The organism is Rhizobium ruizarguesonis (assembly GCF_017357285.1).
GTDB lineage: Bacteria > Pseudomonadota > Alphaproteobacteria > Rhizobiales > Rhizobiaceae > Rhizobium > Rhizobium ruizarguesonis.
Map to the genome: position 1 here is coordinate 996,979 of NZ_CP071678.1, position 13,762 is coordinate 1,010,740.

Genomic DNA, 13,762 nt, shown 5'->3' on the forward strand with positions numbered 1-13,762 from the left:
TGTTATCTACCATGTCGAGCTCTGTGACGTTCTTTGATGAAGCTTATTATATAGAAATCAATCGTGCCCGCTGGGCAATGGCGGAAGCGGTACTAGACCGCTTGCCCCGCCTGGACCACTGCATTGATGTCGGTTGCGGGCCTGGATGGTTCTCTGAGCGATTGATCAACCGGGGTTTGGATGTACTTGGCTTGGACGGGCGCGATGAGCTTATCGTGGAAGCCTCGGCCAGAGTTCCAAAAGGGAAGTTTATAACTCAGGATATTACAGACCCAAATGCACTTCAGGACCTGCAACCCGCGGGACTGGTTTTTTGCTTTGGCCTCCTTTATCATCTTGAAAATCCCTTCGCTGCAATTCGAAATCTCCATCGGATCACCGCGCAATATCTGTTTATTGAAACACAGATCGCCCTCGGCGAGGGCAACGATCTTGTACTGGTTTCCGAAGGCCAAAATCAAACACAGGGGTTAAAATTTCACGCCCTCATTCCATCACGGCGTGCGCTCGTGAAGATGCTTTATGTGGCGGGTTTTACCTCGGTGTATAGACATACGGGTGGAGTGCAACATAGCGATTTTATCGACAGCCCCGAGCGACGCCACCGCCGGGAAGTCTTCATGGTCACAAAGAATGTTGCGCTCTCGCTGCCGGACTTCATTTTAGAGTCCGAACCTACAACTCCGAAAATAGACTATTCACGATGAAGCTTTCCGTCGTACTTGGAACCTACAACCGCCTCGATCAGCTCAAACGGTGCGTAGAAAGTATCGTTCGCGAAACGAGGGTGCTTACAAAGATCTACGTGACGGATGCGGGCTCCACCGACGGCACAATCGAATATCTTCAGTCGATTGCGTCAGAGACCATCATCCCGATCCTCGTTGGGGAGAAGCTCGGTCAGGCGAAGGCCTATAACGAGGTCTTCGAGATCGTGGATACCCCGTATGTCTGCTGGTTGAGCGATGACAACGAGGTTACGGGGGCCGGATTAGACCGTGCAATAGGGATTTTGGAAAGCGACCCTCGCATAGGGATGGTCGCGCTGAAGACCAGGGACGTTCAAGGGCCATTCCTCGGAACTCCTTATATTGGAGGAATATCTCCGGCGGGCATTCTTAACGTCAATCAGGGGATGCTTCCCACGTCCGTGCTCAGGGGAGTTGGTGGCTTCTCCGAAGAATTTCGGGACTACGGTATAGATCCAGCATTAACCGCGGAAGTTCTCTTCTCGGGTTACAAGATCGTCTACACCCGTGAAGTTGCACTGCTGCACTATAGAAACTGGAATGAAGATCCAAAATCTGAAAACCGCCAATGGATCAGGGAGCGCCACGCACGCGCAAAGGCGCTCTACCTTAGCCGCTATTCTCCTGAGGCTACGGGCAGCGGCAGGCCGGCCTCCAAATTCCGCAACGTTCTGAAGCGAGCTGGGCGTTTCTTCTTTGCACGAGCCTCCTTGCGAAACAGCGCATTGGCGAGAGACTTTCTCAACGTCACGACGGCTAAATATATAAATTTTATGGATCCTGTCCTGACTTGGAATAAGCCATACCATTTGGTTCAGAAAATTGCCGCGGGACGGCAGCGCATTGAGCAGGCGTATTCAGAAGCGCAAGAGAGCGGCAATAAGACGGTTGAGGGCCTTAGTCTCGATTGAATAAGCGATGGATCCCGCAACCGCAGGAATTTCCATTAATGTCGGTGCGCGAGTCTCGCGCTGGAATGGAGGCCTGTTGTTGTTCTTACGTTGGAGCACGGCTGAGGTTCGGCTCAGAAATTCAATCGCGATCGCCTACTACGCTTAAGCAGGTTTCCCATGACGTTTAATAGCGCTGCAGTGCTCAGGGGTTGCATGAGGCCATCAGTCGCTGCATAGAAACTACAAAGCGTAGCGCACTTCCTTGTCGCGGCATGGTAGGTTCGGTGGGGTCTGCGATTTCGCTGTCTGGGATCAAAGTCAACAAAGTTCGCCGAGCTCTTTGGCTTGTTGAAACGATCATTTTTGGCAACGAAAGCTACTCCGTTCAGTTGATCGGTGGCTCGGATGCCGGTCTAGTGAACGAATGAAGACGACAAGTGAAAATTGATACCTTCTCTGCCGCAGCTGCCAGACTGCTCAAGCCGGATTTGCGCGGCATTCGGAACCGATTGTTGCGCGACAGCTGGTATCGCCGCTTTCATCTCGCATATGCAAGATGGCGCGCGCGGCATGGTGGACTGCCCGACTGGCCGGCATTGCAGCCACAAGCAGGGCTCGGCCCGGTACGCCCACCTTTGACCGAGGGCGCGAAGCGCGTGTTGATTGCAACAGGCACTGCCGGACACTTGCCGTCGATGACGATGGAAAGCCTGCTTGGAATGGCATTGGCGGTTCGAGGCGTCGGTGTTGACTTCCTGCTCTGCGATGCGGCCCTGCCTGCCTGCATGATGTGCGAGATCAGTTGGTATTCTGACGTCGACAGGCTGGTCAAGCATGGCCCAAAAGACCGCTGTATGACCTGCTACCGACCATCGGCTGAAATGCTCGACCGTGCTGGCCTCAACGCGATCGGGCTCAATTCGAAACTGACTGACGGCGATCGCTCTAAGGCAAAGACGATTTCAATGCAGACGCCGCAAAGCGAGATCGCGGCGTATGAAGAGGACGGTATTCCTATCGGGGAGCACGCCGTGGCGGGCGCACTTCGTTTTTTTTCAAGAGGCGACCTCGAGAAGGTGTCTGGAGCTGAACCGATCCTGAGGCGCTACCTGGAGGCGGCGCTTCTCACCTATTACGGCACACGCCGCCTGCTTGGCGAAGGTCAGTACGATGCCCTGGTGTTAAATCACGGGATATACGTTCCTCAGGGCATCATATCGGAAACAGCCCGACACCTCGGCGTGCGCGTGGTGACATGGCATCCGGCCTACAGACGAGGATGCTTTATCTTCAATCACCACGAAACCTATCATCATGGCTTGATGAACGAACCGGTCTCGTCCTGGGAAAACATGTGCTGGAACGGTATGCAGCAGGAGCAGATCACGCAGTATCTCCGCAGCAGATGGGTTGGTCAGCAAGACTGGGTGAAGTTTCACGATCAGCCGGAGTTCGATACCCACTCGATTCAGCAGGAAATCGGCATTGATTTTCGGCGTCCGACCATCGGGTTGCTCACCAACGTGATTTGGGACGCGCAGCTGCATTATAAGGCAAACGCCTTTCCGAACATGGTTGACTGGTTGATCAAGACCATTGCCTACTTCGAAAAGCGGTCCGACCTGCAGTTGCTGATACGGGTTCATCCGGCCGAACTTACGGGGACACTGCCATCACGGCAGCCCGTCCTTGACGAAATTCGGCACCACTTTCCTGACTTGCCTGCAAATGTCTTCATCATTCCGCCCGAAAGCAAAGCAAGCACGTACGTCGCCATGTCTCACTGCAACGCCGTCTTGATTTATGGCACGAAAATGGGCGTTGAGCTTTCGGCGATCGGTATACCGGTCGTCGTCGCCGGCGAGGCCTGGATCCGTGGCAAAGGCGTTACGATGGATGCAACCTCGGAAGAAAATTACCTGCGCTTGCTCGATGCCCTGCCGCTGCCGGAAAAGCTGGACGACACCACGATCGAACGGGCGCAGAAATATGCTTATCACTTCTTCTTTCGACGCATGATCCCGCTCGATTGCATCAAGGAGCGAAAGGGTTGGCCGCCATTCGCCGTGCATATAGATAGTCTAAACGACCTTGCACCCGGCAAGTCGTCCGGGCTCGACATCGTTTGCAACGGCATTATCGCGGGAACGCCCTTCATCTACCCCGCAGAGGACCTCATGGGGGGCCCTCAGACCGGAGAGCGACGTGAGAATTAGTATTGACGCAACCGGATTGGGCGGCCCCAAGACTGGAACATCGGTCTATCTCATCGAGATCTTATCGCGCTGGAGTCGAAATACGTCCATCAACCACGAGTTCACGATCTTCGCGAGCGAGAAGGCCGTTTCGCTCTGCTCGGAAGCCGGGTTGGACCATCGGTTTCGTTTCGTCCGTGCACCCAACAACCGCCATATCAGAGTGATCTGGCAGCAGCTTATGATGCCGTGGCATATACGCCGACTTGGAATCGACGTGCATTGGGGAACTGCCTTCGTATTGCCGGTTGCTTCGCAACGGCCAATGGCCGTTACAATACATGACCTAACCTTCCAACTGTTCCCCGAGGTCCACGAGCGCTTGAAGCGCTTTTACTTTCCGGCCATTATGCAGCGCTCAGTGTCAAAAGCGCAGGCTGTCTTTGTGGTATCACGGACAACAGAAACGGACCTGAAACGGATCATTCCAGAGAGCAAAGGAAAGACGACCGTCACACTGCTGGCTGCACGCAAGCTGGGCTCGGATTCGCAGCCCCCCCGCGACCAATGCACCACAGGCGACTACCTGCTCTTCGTCGGAACTTTGGAGCCGCGAAAGAATCTTCCGCGATTGCTGAGCGCCTGGCAGATGCTCGATGATGCCACGCGGGGCAACACGCGGCTTGTTATCGTCGGTGCCACGGGATGGATGGTGAGCGACTTGCTACAAAGCCTTAAGACGAACAATACCATAGACTTTCTGGGGCACGTCAGCGATTTCTCTCTGGCAGAACTTATGCAGGGGGCTAAGGCCCTTCTCTATCCATCACTCTACGAGGGGTTTGGTTTGCCGGTAGTTGAAGCGATGGCGCGCGGAATACCGTTGTTGACCAGCAATACCGGCGCTACCGCGGAGATCGCCGAAGGCGCGGCGATCCTTGTCGACCCGACGAATGTGGATGCCATCCGTGACGGACTTGTGAGGCTGCTGACGGAACCGGAGCTGCTTGGCGCCCTGGCCGTCCAAGGCCGCGAGCGGGCAAAATCATTCTCCTGGGAACGCACAGCCCAACTGACATTGGAAACCCTGGAAGCGTTGAAGCGAGCATGAGCGATATATGCGTGTCCATTGTGAGCCACGGACAGGGGAAGATTGCGAACCCGCTGCTGGACGATCTAGACCATCGCTGTTCCGGGCTCAATGTTGTCCTCACCAAAAACATTCCGGAAGAATTGCCTATTCGAGATAGGCGGTATCCGCTCCTGCAGATCGAGAATCCTTCTCCCAAGGGCTTCGCAGCAAACCACAACCAGGCATTCAGGCACTGCGACAGTGGTTTGTTCTGCGTCGCAAATCCTGACATCCGGCTTCAGGCGGATCCGTTTGGCCACCTCAAGGCGGCGATGAGTGATCCCAGGGTCGGCCTTGTGGCCCCTCTGATAGTCAATCCCGAGGGAGCCATCGAAGACAGCGCTCGATACTTTCCTACCCCCTTTGGTCTTCTCAGGAAGGCGTTGGGCAAGAGTGACGGAAGGTTTCTGATTGATCCGAACCTGCCCTCAGCGGTTGATTGGACTGCTGGCATGTTCATGCTTTTTCGGTCCGAAGCCTTCGCGGACGTCGGCGGGTTTGATGAAGGCTTCTTCCTCTACTACGAGGATGTGGACATCTGTGCGAGGCTATGGAAGGCAGGCTGGAAGGTCATTCTGCAGCCAACGGTCTCTGTGGTTCACGACGCTCGCCGCGCAAGCCACACCGACCCGAAATACATGCGATGGCATGTCTCAAGTATGATGCGATACTTCACAAAACATCTCGGTCGCACGCCTGACATAAGCAGGATGACCTGATCCCCAAACGCGAAGCAATTCTTAAATGAAGTGCTTCCCAATTTTGGCCAGCGGGAGTTGGATTTTGCGGGCGGTTCAAAAGCCGCCGAGGCTCTAACCGCCGCTGGATGAAAGTTCAGTGGCATGTCAGTGCGGCGCGCCTAAACCTTTACGTAGTCCGTCCGTCTCCAAGATTTGCAGCTTCGAAAGCTGCTGTCGGATCGCCGTTCGAGCTCTTCGCATTGGCTTGGCAGCGAAGAAAATGCCTTGCCATCGCCTTGCGCCTTTGCAATGTCACCGTGACTGAAGCAAATCGGGAAATCGGAATGGCCAAGCGGATAGAAAACTTCTCGGAGATATCAGGTCACTATGAGGTGGTGCTCTGCGATGTCTGGGGCGTCGTTCACAACGGCGTCGATCCGTTCCCGAGGGCCACCGCAGCCCTTGAAGCGGCACGCGAAAGCGGCCTCGCCGTCGTCCTTATCACCAATTCGCCGCGCCTTTCCTGGCAGGTGGTCGAGCAGCTGCGCCAGATCGGCGTTCCCGACAGCGCCTATGACAGGATCGTCACCTCTGGCGACGTCACGCGCGGTTTGATCGCCGAAGGGCCAACGTCGGTCTTTCTGCTCGGCCACGAGCGAAACAGCCCGCTCCTGGACGGCCTCGACATCGAACGCCGGCCGGCGGACGAAGCGCAATCGCTGGTCTGCGCCGGCTTTTTCGACGACGAGACTGAGAAGCCGGAGGACTACACCGACATGCTTCTCGATTTCAAAGCCCGCGACGTGGCGATGATCTGCGCCAATCCCGACCTCGTCGTCGAACGCGGCCATCGCATCATCCCCTGCGCCGGCGCCATAGCCGCCTATTACCAGCAGCTCGGTGGCCAAACCCGCATCGCCGGCAAGCCGCATCGGCCGATCTACGAGGCGACGCTTGCGGCTGCCCGCGAGGTTCGCGGCGATTTCCCGGTCGAGCGCGTGCTGGCGATCGGCGACGGCATGCCGACCGATGTGCGCGGCGCCTTGAATTATGGGCTCGACCTTCTCTACATCAGCGGCGGTATCCACGCCAAGGAATACACCCTCAACGGCGAAACCGACGAGGCGATCCTCAATGCCTATCTCGAACGGGAAAACGCCGCGCCGAAGTGGTGGATGCCACGCCTTGCATGAAGACACGCCTTGCATGAAGAGAAGCCATCCGATGACCGTCTTCCACCGCAATGAAACCCGGGAACCCTTGCCCGCCCATCTGAAGGGCGGCGTCATTGCCATCGGCAATTTCGACGGCGTGGATCGCGGCCATCAATCGGTACTGAACCGGGCGGATAAAACATGTTCGTCGATGGCTGCATACCACTGATTGGAATACCATCCAGCGGCACTCCCCATCTGCGTCCTCGGGATATTGTGGAACGCCACTAAAGTCGCTTCACGCTCAGGTATGCTGGGCTTCAGGTGAGGGTGACAAATATAAATACCACAGCCATGGCTGCGACGGCCGTGACGAGCCCGTCAACCAAACTGCCTTGCCCGCTTCCGACGACAAAGCCAGCTACACCCGCAACCACAACAAAACCGATTTCCATATGCGTCCGTGTTGGCGGCCCAAACACCTCATGTTGGATAGAAAATCATCCTTAGCGTCAAGACACTTCTCGGCCGGCCGTAGGGCACGATCGCGACGTTCAGACTCGTCTCATCCGCAGATTTGCCGCCTGATCGTCGGATTTCCAAGTTACTTTGTTTCACTGCTTTCGGTGTTGGCAAGTGATATTCACGTCACGACTTACGACCTTCTTGCTCGATCGAGGTGACTGGAATGCGCGGCGTTGAAGCCTATATGGTACGGAAGAAAAAGCAGCGCACTACGCTGGCCTTTCGGCCAACAAACTCACGGTGCCTAACAACGGTCGGCATCTTTTTCCACTGACAGCGAGAATGCGCCAATCGATAGCCCTGGCTGTCGCCTCGTTCGTACCCATCCCCGCTCATTCCTCCGTATTGGGAGCGAATTAGGTTGCGAATGATATAGCACGAAATCACTTACCGAGCTCTTGTCGGTTAAAGAATTAAATTCGTCTTCGGAAAATTGGCTGGGGAACCTGGATTCGAACCAAGATTAACGGAGTCAGAGTCCGTCGTTCTACCATTGAACTATTCCCCAGCATAAGCGAACCGGCGGGCGGTCGGCTGGTGTGCGGCGCTTATAACCAAAAGCCGGGGGATTGCAAATAGCTGTTTTGAAAAAAATCGGTGCTGCCTCGGAAAGGTGAAATCGCTGCAAATCCCCTGTCCAAAAAAGAATTTGGCGATTTCGGCGGGCGCTGATATTCTTGCCGCAACGCAAAAATCGAATGAGCGCCTGCTGCATATCTCAAGACTTGCGCGGCGCGATGGAAAAACAACGTGGAAGACCCCGAAGGCGGCGCAAAGCCGCAATTTGACGGGGCGTCGGCGGCAGGGCGCAAGGACGGCAAGAAGTCCAGGCGCCGCAAGGGCAAACGTGGCGGGCAATCTCGCAACGCGGCTCATCCCGCTTCGCATGAGCCTTCCGGCGGTGCCGGACAGCCTGCGCGCCCGATGGAAGATGCAGCCGGCAATCCGGCTCGCAAGCGCAAGCGTCGCCGTCGTGGCGGCCATGGTGCTGTGCAGGACGGTTCACCTCAACCTCATGTGTTGGAACAGGCCGGAGCGGGAGATCATGCCGCCCGGTCCGATGGCGATTCGGCGCCGAGCCGTCGCAACCGCCGCAAGCATCGCGGCAAGCGCGGTCTGCAGGGCCGGCCGCTGACATCGGCAAAACCAGCAGGTGCCCCGCAGCAGGAAAGCCGCGCGGAAGAGACGGCGCGCATCGCCGTCCCGCGCGAAACCCAGAACGGCGCAGCCGCCAACCGCAAGGGCCGCCAGGACAGCCATATCAATCCCGGTTATCAGGGTGATCGTCAGGCCGGCGAGCATATTTGGCCGGAGGAGCTCTACGCCGCTCTCGATCTCGGCACCAACAATTGCCGTCTCCTCATTGCCCAGCCGACCCGCCCGGGTCAGTTCCGCGTCGTCGACGCTTTTTCCCGCATCGTGCGCCTCGGCGAAGGCCTTGCGGCCAGCGGCCGTCTGTCCGACGAGGCGATGGAGCGGGCGATCGAGGCGTTGAGGATCTGCGCCTCCAAGCTCAGGAACCGGGAGATCCGCCGCATGCGGCTGATCGCCACCGAAGCCTGCCGCCAGGCGATTAATGGCGAGGAATTCCTCAGTCGGGTCGTTGCCGAAACTGGCCTCGCGCTCGAAATCATCGATCGCGAAACCGAAGCGCGGCTTGCCGTCTCCGGCTGCTCCTCGCTGGTCGGTCGCGAAACGCGCTCCGTCGTGTTGTTCGATATCGGCGGTGGTTCGTCGGAGATTGCCGTCATCCGTATCGGCGACAATCGCTTCAGCCGCCTCGCCAATCACATCACCCACTGGACCTCGCTGCCGGTCGGCGTCGTGACGCTGTCGGAGCGCCATGGCGGGCACGACGTCACGCCGGAGGCTTTCGAAGGCATGGTGCGCGAAGTCGAGGGCATGCTCGGACGTTTCGATTGCCCGGAGATCGAGGTCGCCCAGACCGGCGACTTCCATCTGATCGGCACATCGGGCACGGTGACGACGCTTGCCGGCGTCCATCTCGACCTGCCGCGTTATGACCGGCGCAAGGTCGATGGCATCTGGTTGTCCGATGACGAGGTCTCCGCCATGCAGGCAAAGCTTCTCTCCTGGGATTTCGCAAGCCGCGCCGCCAATCCCTGCATCGGGCCTGATCGGGCCGATCTGGTGCTCGCCGGCTGCGCCATCCTCGAGGCGATCCGCCGCCGCTGGCCAAGCCCGCGCATGCGCGTTGCCGATCGCGGCTTGAGGGAAGGCCTGCTCACCGACATGATGGCCGATGACGGCGTGTGGCGGCGCCACCGCAACCGCCGCGGCCAGCGCGCGAGATAGGGAAAAGGCATGACCAAGGCACCGATCGCCGGAAACCGCACCGGCCGCAAGCTCGGCCAGCGCGTCAAGAACAAGAAGATGAAGGCCTCCTCCCGCCAATGGCTGGAGCGGCACATCAACGATCCCTATGTGCAGCGCGCCCAGCTCGAAGGCTATCGCGCCCGTGCCGCCTTCAAGCTGCTGGAGATCGACGAGAAACATCATATCCTGCGCGGTGCCAGGCGCATCATCGATCTGGGGGCTGCTCCGGGCAGCTGGTCGCAGATCGCCGCCAAAGTCACCGGCTCGACGGATGATGATATTCGTGTGGCTGCGATCGATTTCCTCGAAATGACCCAGCTGCCGGGGGTCAAGATCCTGCAGCTCGATTTCCTCGATCCGACCGCGCCGGAAAGGCTGTTGGAGGCCGTCGGCGGCACGCCCGACCTTGTCATCTCCGACATGGCAGCACCCACCACCGGCCACCACCGCACCGACCATCTGCGCACCATGCATCTGTGCGAAGTCGCGGCACATTTCGCCGTCGAAGTGCTCCAGGAAGGCGGCCACTTCCTCACCAAGACCTTTCAGGGCGGCACCGAGCGCGAACTGCTCGCCATGCTGAAGCAGAACTTCCGCCAGGTCGTCCATGTCAAGCCGAACTCGTCGCGCGCCGAATCGGTCGAGATGTTCCTGCTGGCCAAGGGGTTCAAGGGGCGCAAGGCCGAAGGTGAAGCAGAGGAAGCTTGATCTTTGGGCCGGTCCTGTCCGATGATGGCGATCGACTGCCTAATTCCTTAAATCGGAACCGATGTAGGGATAAATTATGCAGCAATTGAAAGCGCCACAGCGTCCTTTGCGCGTCTCAAAGGAGGCGCGGCGCTGCAAGGATTTGAACCGCTGATCCCAATGCTCCTTTACGTCACGCTCGGAACCAACGATCTGTATCGCGCAGGGCATTTTTATGATGCCGTGCTGCCTGTGCTCGGTTATCGCCGCCAGCGCTCTTCGGAGGAGGAAATCGGCTATGCCGCCGAGGGCGATACGCGCTGCCGCTTCTGGGTGGTGACGCCGTTCAATCGCCGCCGGGCGACCTCAGGCAATGGCGCCATGGTGGCGCTTGCCGCCGAAACACGGGCGGATGTCGACGCCTTCCATGCGGCAGCGATCGCCGCAGGCGCCGTGGATGAGGGCAGGGCCGGCCTGCGCTCCTACCATGCCCATTTCTACGCCGCCTATGTGCGTGATCTCGACGGCAACAAGCTCTCTGCCGTCTGCGAAAACCCGGAGTAACGGCTACCAAAAGCGCGTCGCAATCTTTCAGATTCGCTCTCGCGCTTTAGTCGTTATCGCAAAACCGCTCCACACTTTTGCGCGACATGCTTTATTTCACCGCGTGCTGTCCGGCTTCAACAGTTGCTGCCGTCATCGTCTTCAAGCGGTGTCCGGAAACGAGCGCACCGGCATTGCGGTCCATCCGGATGAAGGGAATGGTCGCAATAACCGTCAGTCCGGCAATGATGTAGAAGGCAAGGTGGAAATCGGCCACCTGTAGCGCTTCGCCGCTGATATAGATCGAGCTCTCCAGGATGGCGGCGGCGACGGCAACGCCGAGCGCCAGGCTGACCTGCTGCATCACCGAGCTCATCGATGTCGCCTGGCTGGCTTCCGCATCATCGATGTCGGCGAAGGCAAGCGCATTGACGCCGGTGAACATGAAGGAGCGGGAGAAGCCACCGAGCAGCAGCACGCCGATGATGACGAGATGCGGCGTCGATGGCGTGAACAGGCCGGTGACGACAGTCACCAGGGTCGTTACCATGGCGGCGGCGAGAAGCGTCGTGCGGAAGCCGGCGGCTGCGAAGACGCGTTTCGCCATGAACTTGGTGGTGATTGCCCCGATCGCGCCTGCAAAGGTGATGAGGCCGGATTGAAACGGCGTCAGCCCGAAGCCGAGCTGCAGCATCAGCGGCGTCAGGAAAGGCATGGCGCCGACGCAGATGCGAAACAGCATGCCGCCCAAAGTGGAGGCCCGGAACGTCGGGTTCTTGAACAGGTTGAGATTGAGGATCGGCGCCGGATGCCGCTTGGCATGGCGCACGTAGAGGACGCCGCAGATGAGGCCGATTAAGGTGGCGGTGACGCCGATGATCGGGGGCAGGGCCGGCAGACTGACCACCGACAGGCCGAAGACGACGCCCGCGGCCGAAAGCGAGGTCAGCACGAAACCAGTGAAATCGAGCCGCGGCGGCGCCGTCGCTTCCACCTCCGGCAGAAAAATCGTCGCAAGCCAGATGCCGATGATGCCGACCGGCACGTTGATCAGGAAGATCCAGTGCCAGCTGAAATAGGTGGTGATGAAGCCGCCGAGCGGCGGGCCGGTGAGCGGGCCGACAAGGGCGGGGATGGTGAGCAGCGCCATGGCCGAGACCAGATCGCTGCGCTGTGTCGTGCGCACCAGCACGAGGCGTCCGACCGGTGTCATCATCGCGCCGCCCATGCCCTGCAGGAAGCGGGCAAACACGAATTCGACGAGGTTGGACGAGACGGCACAGAAGATCGAGCCGATGACGAAGACCGAGATGGCAAGGCGGAAGATCTTCTTGGCGCCGAACCTGTCGGCCATCCAGCCGCTGACCGGGATAAATACCGCCAGCGCCACCATGTAGGAGGTCAGCGCGAGCTTCAGCGTGATCGGCCCGACATGCAAATCCGCCGCGATCGCCGGCAGCGCCGTCGCAATGACGGTGGAGTCCATCTGTTCCATGAAAAGGGCGACGGCAAGGATCAGCGGGACGATGCGATTCATAGGCGGGAGCCTTGATGGGGCAGCGGATTGAAGCTGGAAAGGCCCGTGCTGTTTAGTCCCAGCTGCGGGCTATGCCAATCCCCAAATCCGGGTCGACGACACGTTTGCTTCACGTCTGCGTGAGACGGCTTGCGCATCAACGTCGCCTGTCAAGATTGACATATGTTTACCTGGCCGGGGCAAGAAATCCGGCCGCGGAATCGACACCGGGGCAGTGCGGTGACGCAGCTGCACGTCATGAAGGATGGACATATGACAATTTCGTCGGGAATAAAGCGGCGCACCCTTTTTGCCGCAGGCCTTGGCTTGCTGGCGGCGCCGGTCATTTTAAGAGAGAAGGCCGAAGCGGCCGCAACTGGAGAGCGCAATCATATGGATGGAACGCCTTTGCCCGAGATCAATCAATTTAAGCTTGGTTCCTATAAATTCACCGTCGTCCGCGACGGCACCAGCATTGTCGAAAAGCCCTATGAAACCTTCGGCACCAATCAGGATCCCGAAACCGTCAAGGCGTTGCTGACCGCAAACTTCCTGCCGGCCGACAAGTTCATGAATGGCTATACGCCGGCTCTCATCGATACCGGTTCGGATGTCATCCTCGTCGATACCGGCTTTGGCGCCAGCGGCCGCGCACGCGGTGCCGGCCAGCTGATCGAAGGTCTGAAGGCGGCAGGATATTCGGCCGACGACGTCACCTTGGTGGCGCTGACCCATCTGCACGGCGATCATATCGGCGGTCTGACGGAGGACGGCGCGGCTGCCTTCAAGAATGCCCGCTATGTCGTCGGCCAGGCGGAATATGATTTCTGGTCGGACAAGGCACGCGAGGGCACGCCCGCCGAGGGCGGCCACAAGGCGGTGCTCGCCAATGTCGTGCCGCTCGCCGAAAAGACCACCTTCGTCAAGGATGGCGATAGCTTTGCGTCAGGCGTAACGGCGATGCTGGCGTCCGGCCACTCGCCGGGCCATATGGTGTTCCACGTCGAATCCGAGGGCAAACGCCTTGTGCTCACAGGCGATACGGCCAACCACTATATCCTGTCGCTGCTGCGGCCGGATTGGGAGGTGCGTTTCGACATGGACAAGACGCAAGCGGCAGTCACGCGCCGCAAGGTTTTCGAGATGATTGCGAGCGAGAAGATCGCCTTCCTTGGCTACCACATGCCGTTCCCGGCGGTCGGCTTCGTCGATCGGCAGGATGGCGGTTATCGCTTCGTGCCGAAGACCTATCAGTTCGACATCTGATCTGAAGCGGTTCAGCCTTTCACGGAAGCGCTGAACTGCTCTAACATTTTGTTTCTGCACAATTTCGGACCGAAAAACGCTTAGC

Annotated in this window: 11 protein-coding genes, 1 tRNA gene and 1 pseudogene; 11 read left to right on the forward strand and 2 right to left on the reverse strand. The window is 58.5% G+C overall.

All coding sequences use genetic code 11. The annotated features are described in order from the left end of the window. The first annotated feature begins 11 nt into the window (after positions 1-11). The 7 genes and pseudogenes from J3P73_RS04810 to J3P73_RS04840 form a co-directional block, all read left to right on the forward strand. A complete protein-coding gene (locus J3P73_RS04810; protein ID WP_130716802.1) occupies positions 12-707 on the forward strand; it encodes a class I SAM-dependent methyltransferase in 696 nt (231 codons plus the stop codon). Beyond that, positions 704-1,660 (forward strand): glycosyltransferase family 2 protein, encoded by a 957-nt coding sequence (locus tag J3P73_RS04815; protein ID WP_130716804.1) that lies wholly within the window; start codon positions 704-706, stop codon positions 1,658-1,660. Before J3P73_RS04810 ends, J3P73_RS04815 begins: the two co-directional genes overlap by 4 nt. Before the next feature lie 419 nt (positions 1,661-2,079). Beyond that, on the forward strand, positions 2,080-3,858 hold the full coding sequence (locus J3P73_RS04820) for a capsular biosynthesis protein (RefSeq protein WP_245002712.1): 1,779 nt from the start codon (positions 2,080-2,082) through the stop codon (positions 3,856-3,858). Continuing rightward, positions 3,848-4,948, forward strand: a complete 1,101-nt coding sequence (locus tag J3P73_RS04825; RefSeq protein ID WP_130771136.1) for a glycosyltransferase family 4 protein — start codon at positions 3,848-3,850, stop codon at positions 4,946-4,948. The genes J3P73_RS04820 and J3P73_RS04825 overlap by 11 nt, the downstream gene beginning before the upstream one ends. Then, entirely contained in the window at positions 4,945-5,688 is a 744-nt protein-coding gene (locus tag J3P73_RS04830) for a glycosyltransferase (protein WP_130771137.1), read from the forward strand. The genes J3P73_RS04825 and J3P73_RS04830 overlap by 4 nt, the downstream gene beginning before the upstream one ends. Before the next feature lie 305 nt (positions 5,689-5,993). Continuing rightward, positions 5,994-6,842, forward strand: coding sequence for a TIGR01459 family HAD-type hydrolase (locus J3P73_RS04835; RefSeq protein ID WP_130716810.1), 849 nt, complete (start codon positions 5,994-5,996; stop codon positions 6,840-6,842). Positions 6,843-6,855: 13 nt separating this feature from the next. Further along, a pseudogene (locus J3P73_RS04840) lies at positions 6,856-6,996 on the forward strand (bifunctional riboflavin kinase/FAD synthetase); the annotation flags it as partial. Positions 6,997-7,762: 766 nt separating this feature from the next. Here the strand turns inward: J3P73_RS04840 and J3P73_RS04845 are convergent. Continuing rightward, positions 7,763-7,836, reverse strand: a tRNA-Gln gene (locus J3P73_RS04845). 242 nt (positions 7,837-8,078) lie between these two features. Between J3P73_RS04845 and J3P73_RS04850 the strand changes: the two genes are divergently transcribed. The 3 genes from J3P73_RS04850 (at position 8,079) to J3P73_RS04860 (ending at position 10,916) form a co-directional block, all read left to right on the forward strand. After that, the gene (locus J3P73_RS04850; RefSeq protein WP_130723641.1) at positions 8,079-9,644 is read left to right on the forward strand and encodes a Ppx/GppA phosphatase family protein; all 1,566 of its coding nucleotides are present in this window, start codon (positions 8,079-8,081) and stop codon (positions 9,642-9,644) included. 9 nt (positions 9,645-9,653) lie between these two features. Continuing rightward, a complete protein-coding gene (locus J3P73_RS04855; RefSeq protein ID WP_130716862.1) occupies positions 9,654-10,373 on the forward strand; it encodes an RlmE family RNA methyltransferase in 720 nt (239 codons plus the stop codon). A gap of 159 nt (positions 10,374-10,532) precedes the next feature. Continuing rightward, complete coding sequence (locus J3P73_RS04860; RefSeq protein WP_018497453.1) at positions 10,533-10,916, forward strand: VOC family protein; 384 nt, start codon at positions 10,533-10,535, stop codon at positions 10,914-10,916. A gap of 91 nt (positions 10,917-11,007) precedes the next feature. On the opposite strand, the gene J3P73_RS04865 is transcribed toward J3P73_RS04860, so the two are convergent. Beyond that, the gene (locus J3P73_RS04865) at positions 11,008-12,432 is read right to left on the reverse strand and encodes a DHA2 family efflux MFS transporter permease subunit (protein WP_130684951.1); all 1,425 of its coding nucleotides are present in this window, start codon (positions 12,430-12,432) and stop codon (positions 11,008-11,010) included. A gap of 252 nt (positions 12,433-12,684) precedes the next feature. Between J3P73_RS04865 and J3P73_RS04870 the strand changes: the two genes are divergently transcribed. After that, complete coding sequence (locus J3P73_RS04870; RefSeq protein ID WP_130768819.1) at positions 12,685-13,677, forward strand: MBL fold metallo-hydrolase; 993 nt, start codon at positions 12,685-12,687, stop codon at positions 13,675-13,677. Positions 13,678-13,762: the final 85 nt, after the last annotated feature.

Excerpts from the sequence above, each read along its gene's own strand:
- J3P73_RS04810 (WP_130716802.1), top strand. The coding sequence starts at position 12 with ATGTCGAGCTCTGTGACGTTCTTTGATGAAGCTTATTATATAGAAATC.
- J3P73_RS04815 (WP_130716804.1), top strand. The coding sequence starts at position 704 with ATGAAGCTTTCCGTCGTACTTGGAACCTACAACCGCCTCGATCAGCTC.
- J3P73_RS04830 (WP_130771137.1), top strand. The coding sequence starts at position 4,945 with ATGAGCGATATATGCGTGTCCATTGTGAGCCACGGACAGGGGAAGATT.
- J3P73_RS04835 (WP_130716810.1), top strand. The coding sequence starts at position 5,994 with ATGGCCAAGCGGATAGAAAACTTCTCGGAGATATCAGGTCACTATGAG.
- J3P73_RS04855 (WP_130716862.1), top strand. The coding sequence starts at position 9,654 with ATGACCAAGGCACCGATCGCCGGAAACCGCACCGGCCGCAAGCTCGGC.
- J3P73_RS04860 (WP_018497453.1), top strand. The coding sequence starts at position 10,533 with ATGCTCCTTTACGTCACGCTCGGAACCAACGATCTGTATCGCGCAGGG.
- J3P73_RS04865 (WP_130684951.1), bottom strand. The coding sequence starts at position 12,432 with ATGAATCGCATCGTCCCGCTGATCCTTGCCGTCGCCCTTTTCATGGAA.
- J3P73_RS04870 (WP_130768819.1), top strand. The coding sequence starts at position 12,685 with ATGACAATTTCGTCGGGAATAAAGCGGCGCACCCTTTTTGCCGCAGGC.